This window comes from Elusimicrobiota bacterium, from assembly GCA_016218575.1.
Classification (GTDB): Bacteria; Elusimicrobiota; Elusimicrobia; order UBA1565; family UBA9628; genus JACRDN01.
Genome location: JACRDN010000005.1, coordinates 90,930 through 107,786, shown reverse-complemented (window position 1 = coordinate 107,786; position 16,857 = coordinate 90,930). Strand labels below are relative to the sequence as shown.

The following is a 16,857-nucleotide window of genomic DNA, read 5'->3' as shown; positions in this document are numbered from 1 at the left end:
CACATTTCTTGTTCTCCGCCGCTCTCCCGGGTCTTCTCGTGATCCAATCCTGGGGAGCGCCGGCACTTTCCGCTCCCTCCCCTGGACATGCCATCGCCTCGCGGGAGTTTTTGCGCTTGCCAGCCTTTGGGCGCGGGATAGCTCCGGCAACCTCCGCGGCGATCCTGTCGCTGACCGCAGCCCTGCGGACAGCGGCGCAAGGGCAGCCCAGCAAGGCGGATCGGCAGCAACTGGGTTTGGCCATATAAGCCAGATCATCCTCGCAGGCCTCGCGCCAGATTCTCCGGCCGGAGCGGCTCTTTGGAGCGCAATCCTTGGGAAAATGGAGAACCCTGAGGCGATTTTAGGCATAGCGACTTTGCAGAGCCCCTCCCAAAAAACCCAAGCTGCGATCGCCTTGCTTCCTCAATTGTCCTTGGCCGCGGGGGCGGCCTTCTCCGAGCGCGCGTTTTTGAGGTCCCTGAAAACTCTCATTGAAGATCGCCTGTCAATCTATACGGAGCTTGATGGTGCCGAGGCGATCAAAGAGCGATTGGATGAAATTCGCGAGTATGACAAGCTCTTGTCAGCCATTGCTCTGCTCAATCCCACGATGAAAATGGGGCTGCAAGCCCAGTGTTCTGAACTTGCCAACGTGCTGGCAGAAAGCTGGGCCAAGGCGCAGATCCGACCCCAAACCGCCACGCCGAATGGCAATCCACCTCTGGAAATTTACGCGGAACTGCCTGATCCCTATCATGATAGCGTAGACAGAGATCTGTGGCATCTCTGGGAAATCGCCAGGAAAGCCCGAACCGGCCTGCGAGTCACGTTGGCTCCGGCGACTAAACTCGATGCGCGCGCCCTGCGAGACCGCGTCATGGCCATAAACCTCGATCATGGCAATCCCAACTGGATCACGCGAAAGGCGCATCGCATCGAGGGTGTCTACGGCCTCCTGGGCGCCCTCAGCCGGTCCATCCCGGAGGATCAGGAGCTCAAGGCCTGGTTTCAAGACATAGGCCAAGCCCTGCAAGCGGCCCGGCACGCCTTTTCCCGAACCCATGCGCAGGAGGGGCCCACTCCAAACCCCAAGAAGATAATTCGCAAGCCGCCGCGGCAAAGCCAGCCCAGCGCTGAAGGAGCCTCGGAGAAGAGGCTTCTGGCATCCGCTCTGAAGACAGCCTACGGCAAGTTCGCGGCCTTTCTCCTCTATTCCTTCGGCTGGAAAAAATCGGAGATTCGCGACCTGACGATCATCGAAGCGACAACAACTGCCCTTGAAAACGGGAAAACGGCCTACCGATTTAAGGTAAGGACAAAGCTCTATAGGGGCCTCGAGGGAGCTGAGCGCTCATCCGGCATCACCGACATCCATTGGAATGTCGCGGCTGCTCCTCCATCTGATGAGCATGATGCCGATCCCAGACGATTTGACGCCAAGCCAGGGACATTCCACGTCAGCGTCGTGGCGAAAAAGCGAGAGATTTTGAGGATAGGCTTTGCGGTCGAGGAGTTGGCCCCGCAATTCATCCCCCCTCCTGAAGTCGCGCCAAAAATATCACTTTCCGACTTCCTTAGTTCCAACAGGGCACGAATCTCCCGGGTGGAAGGCGTGCTCGATTACCGCTTGGACGCGCCTGCAAATCCGGGCAATCAGCCCTCTCTCACAATATTTTGGGACACCAGTCGCGGCGGGCTATGGTCCCATATCTGGGAAGAGCTCAAGTCCACCGCTCCCGGAATCGAGGATTACCCCGTCATATCCATCGGCCAGGCCGATGAAGACAACCCACGACCCGGCCTCTACCCCTTGAATCTGCCTCCCTACCCTCACCTGAAAGCCGATGCGCGCCCGGAGACCGCCCTGCAGATCTGGGGAAAGTCCTGGCCTCAGGAAGCCTGGTACGAGTTCTCGCTGAGGCTCTGCGAGCGGGTGGGACTCAACCTGGACGAGGTGGATTACCTAAAGTGGGCTCTCGAAGCGAGCGGCTACAAGCTCAGCTTCCAGCAGAGTACGGAGGAACCCTTGTTGCTCGTAGGCGTCCTGGGCCCCGAACGAAAGTCCCAGTTGGAAAATTACCTAAGGGGAGAACCCCGCCTAAAGTCTATGCTCAACCGCGGCTTTCTGCGCATAAACGTCTATCCCAGGACTTCCGGCGGCGGGGCGCGGCGCCATTAGATTTTAAAATCCGCGCCGAGGTAGAGGTCGCGCGCCTTGGGGTCCTCGAGGAGCTCTCGCGAGGAGCCCTCCACCAGTATCTTTCCGTCGTAAATGAGGTAGGCCCTCTCGATGATGGGCAAGGTCTCGCGCACGTTGTGGTCGGTGATCAGTATCCCGATGCCCTGGTCCTTGAGCTTGGAGATGAGAACCTTGAGTTCGCCCACGGTGATGGGGTCTATGCCGACGAAGGGCTCGTCCAAAAGAATGAGTTTAGGATTGTTGATCATGGCCCGGGCCACCTCGAGGCGGCGCTTCTCGCCCCCGGAAAGGGTGGCCGCCTTTTGGCGCCTAAGCCCCCAAAGCCCGAACTCCTCCAGAAGCTCTTTGACCCGCCGCATCTGCTCCAGGCGCCCCGGCATAGTGCGCTCGAGTACCGCTCTCAGGTTCTGCTCGACGGTGAGCCCCCGAAAAACCGTGGGCTCCTGGGCCAAATACCCGAGGCCCCGGCGCGCCCTCTCGTACATGGGGGAGGCCGTCACGTCCCGGTCGTCTATGAAGATGCTCCCGGACTCCGGGCGGATGAAGCCCGCCAGGCTGTAGAAGGTGGTGGTTTTCCCGGCCCCGTTGGGCCCCAGAAGCCCCACGATCTCCCCGGAGCGAACCTCCAGGGAAAGCCCCTTGAGCACCTGGCGCTCGCCGTAGGACTTGTGGATATCCCTGGCCGAGAGCCTCATGGGCCCCCTCCCTCGAAGCAAATCCAGCCCACGGCTTTTCCATCGGCGGAGACTCCCTCTACAGAGCTCTGGGCGCTTGGCTCCCAGGCTGCGATATGATTAGCCTTGACCGCCCCTTGCCAGGATCGGCCCGATCGCAGGAGCACCGGCCTGCCTCCCGAGAGATCGAGGCGGCGCCCATCGGCCCGCCCTTGGGCCTCGTCGGCCCAGGCCTCGAGCCTCGGCCCCCAGACATGGACTTTCCCCGACAGCTGCATAAAACTCTCGCCCTCCCAATCCAGGCGGTCCGCGCGGCCGCGGTCTGGCTCGCCCGAGTCGGGGGCCCTCGAAAACTCGATGCCGGATTCAGCCGTCAGCGCGCCCTTCTTGGTGGCCAGGGAGTAAGTCCCGGCGTCGCCCTCGGCCGTAACGCGATCGCCGCTCAGCATGCGATGCTCAAGCCGCACGTGTCCCCGCACTGTCCACAGCTCGGTTTCATGGCTGAAAAGGGCCCAATCCGAGCGCAGGCGGGAGCGTCCAGCCTGGTAGCGCACGTTGCCGGTGAATTCCTCCTCCCGATGGGGGGAGCGGCGCACCTCCCACTGGTCGCTTTGAACCACGCTCCCGGCCGCGCGCGGCCGGGCCTCCCCAGCCCGGGCCGGAGCGAGCAAGAGAAGGCCCAGAAGCGCCTCAATGAGCGCTAATCTTGTCATCCTGAATCACGGTTTTCTGTTTGAAGATTTTGACCTGGGAAAAATCCGGCGAAGCCTCCAGCCCGGAGCCGCGCAGGCGGGCTCCGGGACGGGTGACGATCACTTCCTTGTCCGTGAAGAATTTATTCTTCTTGGAGGAGTATTCCAAGGACTCGGTTTCGAGCATCGAGCCATCCTCCAGGGAGCGGACCACCACGCTCTTGACGAGGGTCATGTCCTGGCTTGCGAGCCGCACCAGCCCCAGCCGGGAGCTGAGAAGGCTGATCGGTTTCTGGTTTTTGTAGAATTTCATCGCGGGAAAGGAGACTATCGCCAGCCCCTGGTCCTCCCGCAAAACCGCCTTGGGGGACTTCAGGAACCAAGACGAGCTCCCGCGATAGGCCTGGCTCAGGGAGAAGCCCTCCATGACCTGCTGGGGCTGCTCGAAGAAACGGCCTGCCCGGCTGCAGGAAAGCAGAGTAAAACTCGCCAATAGAGCCGGAAGATACATCACCGAGGCGTGGGCTGCGGCGCGGAAGCGCCGTGGTCCTTGGATCCGTCGGGGAATGCCTGGGGGCTAATGGGCGGCTTCAACTGATCCTCCGGCAGGTGCTTGACGCCTTTTCTAAGCCAGGGCGTCATCTCCACAGGGATGGTCCTGATCTGGTAGGGCTTGGGAAGGGACTTGAGAAGCCGGCTTACCCCGAAGTAGGCCAGGGCGAGGCTTGCGTAGATGATTCCCAAGGTCTTCAAGTGCCAGCGCGGGTCTGGAAACCAGGCGGGAGGAATGGAGAGGTCTCGGGAGCATTTCCGGCAGCTCTTGGCGGAATCCTTGTTTTCTTGGCCGCAGTTGAGGCATTTCATCGGGTTTTCTTGACCACCGCGTCGATTTGGCGAAGCTTTCCCACCAAGGCCGGAACGTCCTTCAAGAAAACAGAGTTGGGTCCGTCCGAAAGGGCCTGAGAAGGCGACGGATGGGTTTCCATGAAAATGCCCGCGATTCCCAGGGCGGCAGCGGCGCGGGCCAGGGGGGCGGCGTACTGCCTTTGGCCGTCCGTGGCGTGGCCCAGCCCTCCAGGAAGCTGCACGGAATGCGTGGCGTCGTAAATCACAGGGTAGCCCAGCTCCTTCATGATCTCCAGGGAGCGCATGTCCACCACGAGGTTGCCGTAGCCGAAGGAGCTCCCCCTCTCGGTGAGGAGGATTTGGCGGTTGCCAGTGGATTCGATTTTCTTGACGGCGTTTTTCATGTCCCAGGGCGCCAGAAACTGGCCCTTCTTGATGTTCACAGGCTTGCCCGTCTTCCCGCAGGCCAGGAGAAGATCCGTCTGCCGGCAGAGGAAGGCCGGCACCTGGAGGATGTCCACGTGCCGGGCGGCTATCTCGGCCTGGAAAGGCTCGTGGACGTCCGTCAGCACGGGCACGCCAAGATTTCTCCCGACGCGAGAGAGTATCTCAAGGCCCTTTTCAAGCCCCGGGCCACGGAAGGAGGAAAGCGAGGTCCGGTTGGCCTTGTCGTAGGAAGACTTCAGAACGTAAGACGTCCTGAAGGCGCAAAAAGCTCTCTTCAGGGCTTCTCCCACCTTAAGGAGGAGAGGTTCCGACTCCAAAGCGCAGGGGCCCGCGATGAAGGAGAGGGGCCCCTCGTTGTCGAAAACCACCGGCCCGACCTTGACCTTAATGCTAGGCATGGCTCTTGGAGGCCCTCATGGAAAGCGCGCGCTCCAAGGCCGCGCCCACGAAGCCGGCGAAAAGCGGATGGGGGCTTTCCGGGCGGCTCTTGAACTCGGGATGGAACTGAACCGCGAGAAACCAGGGGTGGTCCTTGAGCTCCACCACCTCGACCAGGTTCTTGGGGGCGTGGACGCCGCTCGCCGCCAGGCCCGCCTCCTCGAAAAGCTTCCGGTATTTGTTGTTGACCTCGTAGCGGTGGCGGTGGCGCTCGGAAATCATGGTTTGGCCGTAGGCCCGCTGGGCGAGGCTTCCCTTTTTCAAGAAGCACTCGTAGGTCCCGAGCCTCATGGTGGCCCCTAGGTCCTTGACGGCCTTCTGCTCGGGCAGGATGTCTATAACGGGGTAGCGGGTCCTGGGCTCGAACTCCGTGGAGTGGGCCCCGGAAAGCTTGAGGACGTTGCGGCAGAACTCGATCACCGCGATCTGCAGGCCCAGGCACAGCCCGAAATAGGGGATGCGCGATTCCCGCGCGATCTGGGCCATGCGGATCTTGCCCTCGATCCCACGGTCTCCGAAGCCTCCGGGCACGAGTATCCCGTGGACGTCGGCGACCTGCTTGTGGATGTCGGGGTTGGTGGTGTCGAGGAATCGAATGCAGATCTTGGCGTCGTGGGCGATGCCGCCGTGGGCCAAGGCCTCGTTGACGGACTTATAAGCGTCCTTGTAGTCGGTGTACTTGCCGGCCAAAGCGATATTGAGCTCGTGCTTGGGGTTCTTAGAGCGCGCCACGAATTGGTTCCAGTGCTCCAGATCCTTGGATTGGCTGCGCAGGCGCAGGAGCATCATGACCTGTTCGTCGAGGCCCTGCTTTTGAAAAATCATGGGGACTTCGTAGATGCTCTCAACGTCCGGAGCCTCGATCACCGACTCCTTGGGCACCGAGCAGAACATGCTGAGCTTGGCCTTCATCTCCGGGCTCAAGGGCTTCTCCGTGCGGCAGACGATGATGTCGGGGTTGATGCCGATCTCCCGGAGCTTGCCCACGCTGTGCTGAGTGGGCTTGGTCTTGAGCTCCTCGGAGGCCTTGATGTAGGGCAGCAAGGTGACGTGCAGGTACAGGACGTTGTCCTTGCCGAGTTCCAGGCCCATCTGTCGGGCGGCCTCGAGGAAGGGAAGGCTCTCTATGTCGCCGACGGTCCCGCCGATCTCGACAAGGACCACGTCGGCTCCCTTGCTCACCTGGCGGAAGCGGTTCTTGATCTCATCGGTGATGTGGGGGATGACTTGGACCGTGGTGCCGAGAAAGTCCCCGCGGCGCTCGCGCGCGATCACGGTCTCATAGACCTTGCCCGCCGTGAAGTTATTGATCTGGTGCATGTCGCGGTTGAGGAAGCGCTCGTAATGTCCGAGGTCGAGATCCGTCTCGGCCCCGTCCTCGGTCACATAGACCTCCCCGTGCTGGAAGGGGTTCATGGTCCCTGGGTCCACGTTGATGTAGGGGTCGCACTTGAGCATCGCGACCTCGAGGCCCCGGGCCTGCAGGAGCTTGCCGAGCGACGAGGCGCTGATCCCCTTGCCTAAAGAGCTCACAACGCCTCCCGTCACGAAAATGTACTTGGTCATGTTCGGCTCCCTGACATGTTCTTGCTTGCGGCCAAGCGGGCCAGGCGCGCGGCCCGGCGCAGGTCGGCCGGCGTGTCCACGGCCACGGGATAGTCCTCGACCTGGGCGGCGTAGATGGACATGCCGTTCTCAAGAGCCCGCAGTTGCTCGAGACACTCGGTCCTCTCCAAGGGAGAGGGCGACAACCTCACGAATCTGTCGAGAGATTTCCGGCTGAAGCCGTAGATTCCCAAGTGCTCGTGCCGAGGGACTCGGCCCTCTCTTGGGTACGGAACGGGGGAGCGGGAGAAATAGAGAGCGCGATAAGGCGCGCCCTTGCCGGGGCCCGACAGGACCGCCTTGACCACGTTGGGGTTCTTGGCGCGGCTCTCGTCCTTCAAGGGGATCACGGCCGTGGCGATGTCTGCCTTGGGGTCCTCCCGGAGAACCCGAGCCACCCGGCGCAAAGTCTCCGGGGCGATCAGGGGCTGGTCGCCCTGGAGGTTGACCACCCAGCGAGAGGGCCGGACCCGAGAGGCCTCGTGGACCCGGTCGGTGCCCGAGGCGCAGCGCGGCGAGGTCATAACCGCCTCCCCGCCGAATTTTCGGACCGCGGCGGCGATCCGCTCGTCCTCCGTGGCGACCAGCACGGGCCCCAGCCCCGCGGCCTCGGCCGCCCGCCAGCACCACTCCACCATGGGGCGGCCCAGGAGAAGGGCCAAGGGCTTGCCGGGAAATCGCCTCGAGGCCCAGCGCGCCGGGATCACCACCGTAAAATCGTTCACAAGGATTTTTTGATCTCTTCGATGCCGGCGACCGCCGTGCCGAGCTTGCCCACCACGATGCCGGCGGCGTGGTTGGCGATGATGGCCGCGTCGCGGATGGAGGCTCCGCAGGAAAGGGCCAAGGTCAGGACCGAGATCACGGTGTCCCCGGCTCCGGTCACGTCGAAGACCTCCCGGGCCTGCGTGGGGATGTGCTCGACTTGCCCGTCATCCTTGAACAGGCTCATGCCCTCCGGGCCCCGGGTGATGAGAAGGGATTGGCTACGCAGGATTCTCATGATGTCTCGCCCCAACTCCTCCAAGGCCGAAAGCTCTTTTTTGGGCGGCCGGTGCAGGCCGGCCCAAGCCTCCTGGAGGTTGGGGGTAAGGCAGCTCACTTTGCGGTAGCGCCTGAAATGCTCTATCTTGGGATCCACCGTGATGGGAATGCCGCGCCGCCGCGCGCCGCTGATGGCTCTCTCGAGCACGCGCGGGGTGAGCACTCCCTTGCCGTAGTCAGAGAGAATCACGGCGTCCGCGGTCTTCAAAGCCTCGGCGAGAGCCCCGAGGAGGAGGTTCTCTGTCTCGCGGCCGATGGGATTCCCGTTTTCCCGGTCGTAGCGGACCATTTGCTGGCGCTCCGCGATAACCCGGCATTTCTGCGCGGTCACCCGCTCGGGATCGCATAAGAGATGGTCGGAAGGGATGCCCTTCAAGCCCAGTTGGGACCGGAGTTCCCGCCCCGCCCCGTCGTTTCCCACGACTCCGAGGAGGATCACCTGGGCCTCGAGGGCGGCCAGATTCGAGGCCACGTTGCCAGCGCCTCCAGGGATGAAGGACTCCTGCGATACGCGCACCACCGGAACCGGAGCCTCAGGGGACAGCCGCGCCACCGAGCCCCGGATATATTGGTCGAGCATGAGGTCGCCGATGACGAGGATGCGTTTGTTGGGAAACCGGGAAAGAAGAGACCTCAGGGGTCTCGTCGCGCGGCCCCTTGGGTGTTGGCGCTCGGCCGGCCTGGGCATGATATGAGGCATTATAGCATTTTGGACAAAGCGGCCGTGACGTGGCCGAAGAACACCTCCACCTTCATGAGCACGGGAACTTTCCGCGCGTCGTCGCTCAACCACACCTGCAGGCGTTTGCCTTTCTGGATGAAGATGCCCTCCTGGCGGATGGCCGGCTCGACCAAAATGGCTTGGAATTTTCCGGCCGGGGTCTTCACTGTTTCCCTCTTTACGACTTTTATGACCAAGGGCCAGTTTTGCTTGGTGTTGACGTCGAGGACGATCTCCCTGCCGGGCACGAGGTTTTGGAAGCGGATGTAGTAAAGGCTGGAGAGTATGTCCTGGACCGATATTGGGGAGGTCCCGGCCGAATAGCTGTAATTTCCGTCCTTGCTCGTTAATTTGGCCAGGAAATTCCCGTTCTCCTGGTCATAGAGGACCCACTCGTCGCGGAAATAACGGCCCTCCCTCAGCTTCTTGGCGTAGCCGAGCGAGACCAGGCGCTCAGCATCTATCCAGGACTCGTTGATGTCGCGCACCTGGTAAAAGGCGTCGCAGAACTTGTTGGAGTCGGCGGTGGAAACCACGTGATAAGCCGGACGCCCCGCGAAAAGCACGATTTCCTGCACGCTCAAGGCCGCTTCTCCGACAGGGAGCAGGCCCCAGGAAACATCGTAAACCAGGCGCTCGGGGTAGACCGTAAGCGGCCTCATCGGGGCCGCGAACGCCGTCGTTCCTGTCGAAAGCCCGTAAGGAGAAGAAATGGCGGCCGAGGAAAGAGTCACCGCCTCGGCCCTGGCCAGCCCGCCAGCCAGCGCAGCGCCCAGGGCCAGGATTTTCATCAAATCACGACCTTGCGGGAGATGTTGATGAGAGCCTGGTTCCAGACTTGCTCGCCCTTGAATATCTCAAGCCGGATGGCGAGGAGCAGAACCTGGGCCTTCAATATCTCCCGCCATTCCTTGGGAAAGCGCGTGAAGTCCTTGAACGTCGTCACCAAGGGGAGGCCTTGGCGCAGTTTCTCGATGGAGCGCAGCTCGCGTGGGCGGTAGGCATGATGGTCGGGGTAGCGCCATTTTTGAGTCGCCCGGGCCCCCAGGGATTCAAGCTGGGCCTCGAATGAGGCCGGATCGGCCAGTCCAGAGAGGACGGCGACCTCCCGGCCCTGGATGAGGCTCACGGGATGCTTCTGCTGGGTCCCGGGATCCATGAGGAAGTCCGCCTTGTGCGCGGCCTCCAGGATCGGAGCCGAAGGCTGCCAGCGGCGGATGGTCTTCTTGAGCTCCTCCAGGGCCAGGGCCTGAACCTGATCGGCATGGGTGATTACCACGAGCCCCGCGTGGGCCAGGCTCGACAAGGGCTCCCGGAGATTGCCGAGCGGGAGGAACTCGCCGTCGCTGAAGGGTGCCGCCGCGTTGACAAGGAGTATGTCCAAGTCGCGCCGCAGCTTCAGATGCTGAAAGCCGTCGTCCAAGAGCAGGACCCGGGAGTGATAATAGGTGATGGCCGCCTCCCCGGCCTTGGCCCGGTCGGCGCACACTACGACCGGGACTCCGGCCTCCTTGAGGACCTGGTTCATCATCCACGGCTCGTCGCCGCACTCCTTCCAGCTGGGGGCGGTGTGCTGGGTCAGCACCAGGACCTTCCCATTGGCCTTGGCTCCGTAGCCGCGGCTGAGCACGGCCACGGCCTGGCCGTGCCTGCGCAAGGTCTGCGCGGCTAGGAGCACCGCCGGGGTCTTTCCGGTCCCGCCCGCCGTGAGGTTTCCGATGCAAATGACCTTGGCCGGAAGTCTCTTCGAGGGAAAGATTTTCTTGGCGTACAGCCAGCGCCTGAGCCTGGCCCAGGCCCCGTAGAGGCAGGAAAGCCCGGCCAGGAAAATCCAGCCCAGGAAATTGCCTTTCAGGCGCTGGCGACGCTTCTCCCAGTTATTCACGCGCCCTCCTCCAGGAGAGCGCAGGCTGAGGCGAAAACCCTCTCGGGTGGGAGGCCCTCCAGGCATTCCAAATGGTAAGGGCAGGAATTGAGCCCGCAGCCGATGCAGAAAAGCTCGTCGCGGCGCAGGAATCGGTGGCGGGGATGGGGGGGATTCCAGCTCCTGGGATCGCTGCTGCCGTGCACGGTGAGGGTCGGCACTCCCATGGCCACGGCCAAGTGCTTGGGGCCGTTGCAGTTGGTGACGATGAGACGGCACTTCCCGACGAGGCCCGCTAAATCCTTAAGTCCGGGGGTCTCCGGGCTCGTTTCGGCCCCCTCTCCCACGCCGGCGGCCACCTCATCGGCCAAGGCCCTCTCTCCGGGTCCCCAAAACACCATGATCCGCGAGCCGAACCTGTCGCGCAGGAGGCGCCCGAGCCGCGCGTAATGGACCGCGGGCCAGCGCCGGGTCGCGCGGCGGGAAGCTGGAATAAGTCCCACCATATTTTCCGCGGTCCCCCTGGAGAACGCGAGATGGGGGAGGAAATCGGCGTTGCGGCCGTCCACGCCCAAGGTGGCAAGCATCCGGATCTTCTCCTCTGCCGCGTAATGAGGCGTGGGGGACTGGATCAGACGGTGGTTGTAGGCCCAGCGGTGCGCCACGTGCCCGGGCCCGGCCTTGACTCGCGCCCCGCTCAGGGCCGTGACGAGGGCGCTGCGGGGATTTCCCATGTAGTCGATCACCCAGTCGTAGCCTAGCAAGCGCACGCGGCGCACCCAGGAGAGAGCCCCAAAAATTCCGCGAGCTCGGTAAGAGTGGACCCGCCCCAAATGGGGATTGCCTTCGAGCACCTCGTCGCAGGGGGGCTCAACCAGGAAGTCGATCCGGGCCTGGGGGTAGCGCGCCTTGAGCGCGGCCAAGGCGGGAGTCGTGAGGATGACGTCCCCGATGCGGCGCAGTTGAATGACGAGGATCGAACGCGGCTCTTCCATTTAGAAATAAGCTTTCCCCCGGGTCATCTGCAGGTGGAAGTCGAGCATGCCGTCGTCGCCGCGGATGAACAGCCGCTTGAGCGGCCCCGAATCGGGGCTCCACGGCCAGGAGGATATTCCCTGTCGGATGCCGAAGTCGTAGTGGTAGCCGGCCGCCCGCGCCAGACGCCGCACGTCGGGGTTGTAGGCCCCGGCCCCGTAGGGATAGGCAAACCCCACCATGGGACGGCCAAGCTTATCTTCGAGCCTTTTCTTGCTCTCCTCCAGCTCCCAACGCGCGTCTTCCAGGGAAATCTTGTCGAGATTGCGGTGACGCATGGTGTGGGAGCCGAACTCGACCACCCCTGAATCCTGCATTTCCCTGATCTGGGCCCAGGTCAGCATGGAGAGCCAGGACTCCGAGGCCGGGTTGTGCCAGGAGTTGTAACCGTCCATGGTTTCGCACACCAGGAAAATATTGCCCTTCATCCCGAATTCCTTGAGCAGGGGATAGGCGACCTCGTAGTTGTTGGCGTAGCCGTCGTCGAAAGTAATAAGGACCGGCCGAGTGGGCATGGGCCGTTTGTTCATTTCTATTTCCAGCAATTCCGCCAATAGAAGCGAGGTGTACCCCTTATCCTTCAAGTACTTCATGTGTTTCCTGAAGTTCCCCGCGCTTGCCCATAGTTTCTTGAGCTGGGAGTTGGGCGGATAATCGCCCACCTTATGGTACATCAAGGAAGGAATCCCGCTCGTCCTGGGGCGCCACCAATTCCAACGGGCGCTGGCGCCCAGGATGGCGGCCGCGCCCAAGCCCGCTCCTATCTCAAGCATCATTTTTCTCCAATTCTTTTAGTTTGACATATTTAAGCCAGCTATGAAACGCCGAGAGCCCGGCCCAGACGAGCCCGGGCTGGCCGTCTAAAAATCCCAGTTTGAGCACTGCCCGGCAGAAGAATTCCCAGGCAAGTATGAGGTGCCGCCAAGGGCGCCACCGAGCTCCCATCGCGAAGCGTTTGCGCGCCGCCAAGTCCGTGTAAAGGTCCATTTTCCGGACGTACTCCGAGATGTCCTTGTAGGGGCGGTGGATGATTTTTCCGCGCAGGCGAGAGACCGGCCCCGCCACCTCCACTCCCTCGTGCAGGGCCCCGCCCGCAAAGCGCGCCTTGTCCCGGCGGAACAGGCGCAGATGAGATTCACGGCCCAAACCCCCGTGGCCAAGCCTGCGGCCGAGGAAGTGGACCTCGAAGGGGATGTCGTAACCCGAAGTTGCGGCGTCTTGGCTCAAGACGCCAGGCATCTCCTCCTTGAGCTCCGGAGACGCCCTTTCGTCGGCGTCCAATGAAAGGACCCACTCCCCGCGGGCCAGCTCCAAGGCAGCCTGCTTCTGGCCGGCATAGGTGTCGAAGGGCCTGCGGCGGACCACGGCCCCGAATTCCTCGGCGATCTTATCGGAGCGGTCCGAGCTCGCTGTGTCGAGAAGGACGACGATCTCGTCGGCCAGCCCCTTGAGGCTTTCGAGCGCCCCCGGCAGGTCCTCCTCCTCGTCCTTGGCGATAATAATCGCGCTAAGCCGCACCATAGACCTCCTCCATGCGCTCGGCCATGCGCGCAAGGCCAAAGCGGGGCAGACGCCCCAAGGCCTCGTCCGCCAGGGATTGCGACAAGGCGGGAGAGTCCATCAGACTCAGGATATTCCGGGACAAGCCCTCGGGATCGCGGGGCCGGCAGAGAAGGCCGCTTCGGCCGTCCTCCACAATCTCGGGAATGCCTCCCGCCGTGGTGGCGGCGATCGGCAGGCGGCACGCCGAGGCCTCCAAAAGCACGCTTCCCATGCCCTCTCCCCAGGAAGATAATACGAAAATGTCCAAGGCCCTCAGGAGGGCCGGCGCGTCCTCGCGCTGCCCCAGGAAGAATACACGCCCCAGGAGATTCAGCCTCTTGACCTGCTCCAAGAGGCACGCCTCCTCCGGCCCCTGGCCGGCGACCAGGAAATAGGCCCGGAGATTCTTGTGGACAACAAGAAGAGCCGCGGCGAGCAAAGTGTCGTGGTCCTTGTGCGGGACCAGGGCCGCGAGGTTTCCGATCCAGAAGCCTCCCTCCGGGATCGAGAACTCCTCAGAAAGACTCCGACGCAAGGCCGCCTTCTCCTGGCTCGAGGCGGGGGAAAACGAGGGCAGGCCCGCGGTCCAGCGCCGCTCCTCCTCGGTCGCGGCGACACCATCGCAAACGACCTCTATCCTCGCGGCATCGAGCCCCGCCCGGACCATGACCCTCTTGATGGCGGACGACACGGCGACGACCCGATCGGCCAGTCCGTACTTGAAGCGCGCGCTCCAGGAACTAAAGGGGAAATCCACGCGCCGGTGCATGACGCCAACGAAGTCCCGCCCGATTCCGGCCATAACCGCTGTTCCCGCGGCGTGGGCGGTGTGGGCGTGGGCCACCGGATTGGGGGTCCTAGCCATGGCGGCCCTAAGAATCCAGGCGCTGGCCGGGTCCCATTCCATGAAAAAGGGTAAGGCCAAAACCTCGAAGCCCAAAGCCCGGGCGCGCTCGTATAGGGGCCCGCCTTCCCGGCAGGCGATCACGTTGCGGTGGCCCCGGGCGCGCAAAGCGCAGGCCAGATAGAGGAGTTGGCGCTCCCCGCCCCGAAATCCCCGCTCCCCGTCAATGTGAAAAACGTCGTATTTCGTCTTCGTAGACCTTCTCCGTTTCCTCGACCGCGCGCCCTATGCGAAAGCGCGCCTCGAAACTATTCCGGGCCTTGGCCCCCAGCTCCTCGGCCCGGGACGGAGCAGCAAGCAAACCCCTCAAGGCCTCGGCCAGGGCCCCGGGGGCCCGGGGGGCAACCAGGAGCCCGGCACCCTCGACCAAGTCGGGAATGCCGCCCACCGCCGCGGCGATCAAGGGCCTGCCCGCCGACATCCACTCCAAGGCCGCGCGCGAGACGGCCTCAGAGCCGATGGAGGCCACGACTCCTATCCGGCAGGAGGCAATGAAGGCGAAGGCGTCGGGAACCTTGCCCAGCCATTCCACTTTGCCCTCAAGGCCCAAGCTACGGGATTTTCTCCCGAGCTCCTCCATTCGCGCGGGCTCGCCCGCTCCCGCGGCGAGAAAACGGGCCAGAGGGAACTCTTCCCGGAGCATCGCCGCGGCTTCAAGAAAAGTCTCGTGGCCTTTCACGGGATCCAGGCGCCCCAGAATCCCGACCACTGGCTCACCCGCCAGCGCAGGCGCCGCCGCGTCCGGCAGGCCGGGCAACACCGTGGCCACTCTGGCGCCCGGAAAGGCCAGCGAGAGCTCCGCGGCGATCCGCGAATTGGCCGCGATGAAGGCCGCGGTGCGTCGGGCCATAAAACGGGAAAAAAAATGCCTCGAGGTCGGCCTGGCGTCGGCCCTTGTCCGCACCAGCGGGACATTCCCGCCCAAGGCCAAGGCGGCGCCCCAGGCCTGCGAAGAACCAGTATGGGCATTAATGATCTCCACTCCCAAGGCAAGCGCCCTCTCCCTGAAAACCGCCAAATCCCGCCACGGCGACGCAACTTCCAGGCACTCCAGACCGAGATCCCTGGCCGCCTGCGCCGCGAAGGCGGCCTCTCGGCTCCAAAAGAACACCCGATGCCCGCGCCTTTTCTGCTCCGCGGCCAAGGTCAGGGCGTAATGGGCGATCCCGGAGTCCCATGGCTCGTCGTGAAGGTGCAGTATCCTCACCCGGCGCGAACCCCCAGCATCTCCGCGGCGTTCTTCCAAACCTCCTCGGCGGAAATGAGGCGCATGCAAAGAAAATGCCCGTGCGGGCACTCTCGCGAGCCGTGAAGCCCGCAGGGGCGGCAGGGCAAATCCGCCTCGAGGACCCGGTGCTTGGGGCCATAGGGGAAAAATCCGAGCTCGCGGGTTGTCGGCCCGAATATCGCGAGCGTGGGAACACCGCTCGCCGCCGCCATGTGCATGGGGCCGGAGTCATTGGTGATGAAAAGAGAGAGCCGGCCCATGAGGGCCCTGAGCTCCGATAGGCTCGTTTTCCCGGACCAATCGAGAGCGCACGACTCCCGCGCGATCTCGGCGCAGATAGCCGCGTCCTTGGGACCGCCCACCAGCACCACCTTGACGCCATCGCGCGAAAACCGGCGGCAGACCTCGGTAAAGCGCCCGGAAAGCCATTGCTTCGTGGGCCAGGCCGAGCCTGGGTGCACGCCGACAAGCTTGTCTGCCTGGGCGACTCCCGCGCCCGCCAGGCGTCGCCCGAGCTCTTCCAGGGCGCTCTGGCCAACGTTGAGATAAACAGAGTCGCGAGGTGGAGCCAAGGCCCCGGCCTTAAATGGCCCCAAAAGCGCCAAATTCCGCTCCAAGTCATGCATGAGCCATGTGAATGGCACTGACTGGGTAAGCAATAGCCTCCCCGCGCTCGAGGAAAACCCCACTCTCTCGGGGATTCCCGAAAGCCAGGCCAGAACCGCGCTGCGAAGCGAGCGGTGCGGGATCACAGCCGCGTCGAAGCCGCGGCCCTTGAGCTCCCTGGAGAGGTTGAAAAGGCCGCCCGCTCCCGAATGACGGCCATTCTTGTCGTCCTCCAGGACCTCGTCCACGCCGGGCTGTCCCCGGAAAAGCTCCGCGCTCTGGGGCAAGGTCAGCACCGACACCGTGCATTCCGGCCTGAGGGCCTTCAATCCCTTGGCCAGGGGCAACGTGAGCAAGGTGTCTCCCAGAAAAGCGCTTTGAACAATCAATATCTTCTCTCTCTCCCCCCCGGGCGGACGCCGGGCGGGGATCTCAAAGTCTCCCAATTCGAGGCTCCGCGAAGAAACCGGAACTCCCCAGGCCGCGAGCGGCTCCAGATACTTGTCCACGGTGTGCTTTTCGAGTTGGGGGGAGCGCCAGCCGAAGGCGACAAATAGACGGCGGGCCATGACGAGCTTCCGGTAGATCAGCACCTGAGGCGCTCCGCAGAGGCGCCTCAGGAAGAAGGACCTCAGGTTTGCGTGAAGATCGAGAAGATGCGTGAATCCCGCCCGCTTCAGTCGGGGCAAGGTCCAGGCCAGGCCTCGGTAGGGTATGACCTCGTCAAGATAGGGGTTTCCCTCCAAAGCTTGGGCAAACGGCTCTTTCACCAAAAGAGAAATCGAGCAGTCCGGCCAGGCTTTTTTGAGGTTTTTATAGACGGGGGCGGTGAGGATCACGTCCCCCAATGAGGAAAGGCGGATGACCAGGATTTTCTTGATTGGTCTATTATATCATTCTTGCGGCACCACGCAAAAATGCTTGCCCCGGGCGGGCTTTTGCCGGAACCCATTGCCATGGGCCTTAAGGCCTAGGCCCCGTGAGGCACGTTAAACGAAATCCAGGCAAAAGTTATCCCCAAAAACTTCC

Annotated in this window: 17 protein-coding genes; 1 reads left to right on the top strand and 16 read right to left on the bottom strand. The window is 63.0% G+C overall.

The genetic code is table 11. From position 1 onward, the window contains the following. The first annotated feature begins 322 nt into the window (after window positions 1–322). A complete protein-coding gene (locus tag HY921_01015; GenBank protein ID MBI5629443.1) occupies window positions 323–2,161 on the top strand; it encodes a hypothetical protein in 1,839 nt (612 codons plus the stop codon). Here HY921_01015 and lptB read toward each other — a convergent pair. The 16 genes from lptB to waaF are packed head-to-tail and all read right to left on the bottom strand — an operon-like array spanning window position 2,158 to window position 16,667. After that, on the bottom strand, window positions 2,158–2,877 hold the full coding sequence (lptB, locus tag HY921_01010; GenBank protein MBI5629442.1) for an LPS export ABC transporter ATP-binding protein: 720 nt from the start codon (window positions 2,875–2,877) through the stop codon (window positions 2,158–2,160). The genes HY921_01015 and lptB overlap by 4 nt on opposite strands. Then, complete coding sequence (locus HY921_01005; GenBank protein MBI5629441.1) at window positions 2,874–3,569, bottom strand: hypothetical protein; 696 nt, start codon at window positions 3,567–3,569, stop codon at window positions 2,874–2,876. Before HY921_01005 ends, lptB begins: the two co-directional genes overlap by 4 nt. Next, window positions 3,547–4,062 carry an LPS export ABC transporter periplasmic protein LptC gene (lptC, locus tag HY921_01000; protein MBI5629440.1) on the bottom strand — a complete coding sequence of 172 codons (516 nt, stop codon included), beginning with the start codon at window positions 4,060–4,062 and terminating at the stop codon, window positions 3,547–3,549. The genes HY921_01005 and lptC overlap by 23 nt, the downstream gene beginning before the upstream one ends. Further along, on the bottom strand, window positions 4,059–4,412 hold the full coding sequence (locus HY921_00995) for a zinc ribbon domain-containing protein (protein ID MBI5629439.1): 354 nt from the start codon (window positions 4,410–4,412) through the stop codon (window positions 4,059–4,061). The genes lptC and HY921_00995 overlap by 4 nt, the downstream gene beginning before the upstream one ends. Further along, window positions 4,409–5,239 carry a 3-deoxy-8-phosphooctulonate synthase gene (gene kdsA / locus HY921_00990; protein ID MBI5629438.1) on the bottom strand — a complete coding sequence of 277 codons (831 nt, stop codon included), beginning with the start codon at window positions 5,237–5,239 and terminating at the stop codon, window positions 4,409–4,411. The genes HY921_00995 and kdsA overlap by 4 nt, the downstream gene beginning before the upstream one ends. Next, window positions 5,232–6,845, bottom strand: a complete 1,614-nt coding sequence (locus HY921_00985) for a CTP synthase (protein MBI5629437.1) — start codon at window positions 6,843–6,845, stop codon at window positions 5,232–5,234. Before HY921_00985 ends, kdsA begins: the two co-directional genes overlap by 8 nt. Further along, window positions 6,842–7,615, bottom strand: coding sequence for a 3-deoxy-manno-octulosonate cytidylyltransferase (kdsB, locus tag HY921_00980; GenBank protein ID MBI5629436.1), 774 nt, complete (start codon window positions 7,613–7,615; stop codon window positions 6,842–6,844). The genes HY921_00985 and kdsB overlap by 4 nt, the downstream gene beginning before the upstream one ends. After that, window positions 7,606–8,616 (bottom strand): D-glycero-beta-D-manno-heptose-7-phosphate kinase, encoded by a 1,011-nt coding sequence (gene rfaE1, locus HY921_00975; protein ID MBI5629435.1) that lies wholly within the window; start codon window positions 8,614–8,616, stop codon window positions 7,606–7,608. The genes kdsB and rfaE1 overlap by 10 nt, the downstream gene beginning before the upstream one ends. An 11-nt stretch (window positions 8,617–8,627) precedes the next feature. Next, on the bottom strand, window positions 8,628–9,440 hold the full coding sequence (locus HY921_00970) for a DUF3108 domain-containing protein (GenBank protein MBI5629434.1): 813 nt from the start codon (window positions 9,438–9,440) through the stop codon (window positions 8,628–8,630). Then, window positions 9,440–10,534 carry a tetraacyldisaccharide 4'-kinase gene (lpxK, locus tag HY921_00965; protein MBI5629433.1) on the bottom strand — a complete coding sequence of 365 codons (1,095 nt, stop codon included), beginning with the start codon at window positions 10,532–10,534 and terminating at the stop codon, window positions 9,440–9,442. The genes HY921_00970 and lpxK overlap by 1 nt, the downstream gene beginning before the upstream one ends. After that, entirely contained in the window at window positions 10,531–11,508 is a 978-nt protein-coding gene (locus HY921_00960) for a glycosyltransferase family 9 protein (GenBank protein ID MBI5629432.1), read from the bottom strand. The genes lpxK and HY921_00960 overlap by 4 nt, the downstream gene beginning before the upstream one ends. Continuing rightward, window positions 11,509–12,324 carry a polysaccharide deacetylase family protein gene (locus tag HY921_00955; protein ID MBI5629431.1) on the bottom strand — a complete coding sequence of 272 codons (816 nt, stop codon included), beginning with the start codon at window positions 12,322–12,324 and terminating at the stop codon, window positions 11,509–11,511. Further along, a complete protein-coding gene (locus HY921_00950; protein MBI5629430.1) occupies window positions 12,314–13,069 on the bottom strand; it encodes a glycosyltransferase family 2 protein in 756 nt (251 codons plus the stop codon). The genes HY921_00955 and HY921_00950 overlap by 11 nt, the downstream gene beginning before the upstream one ends. Next, a complete protein-coding gene (locus tag HY921_00945; protein ID MBI5629429.1) occupies window positions 13,056–14,102 on the bottom strand; it encodes a glycosyltransferase in 1,047 nt (348 codons plus the stop codon). The genes HY921_00950 and HY921_00945 overlap by 14 nt, the downstream gene beginning before the upstream one ends. A gap of 55 nt (window positions 14,103–14,157) precedes the next feature. Next, entirely contained in the window at window positions 14,158–15,240 is a 1,083-nt protein-coding gene (locus HY921_00940) for a glycosyltransferase family 4 protein (GenBank protein ID MBI5629428.1), read from the bottom strand. Then, window positions 15,198–16,667, bottom strand: coding sequence for a lipopolysaccharide heptosyltransferase II (waaF, locus tag HY921_00935; GenBank protein MBI5629427.1), 1,470 nt, complete (start codon window positions 16,665–16,667; stop codon window positions 15,198–15,200). Before waaF ends, HY921_00940 begins: the two co-directional genes overlap by 43 nt. Window positions 16,668–16,857 lie beyond the last annotated feature (190 nt).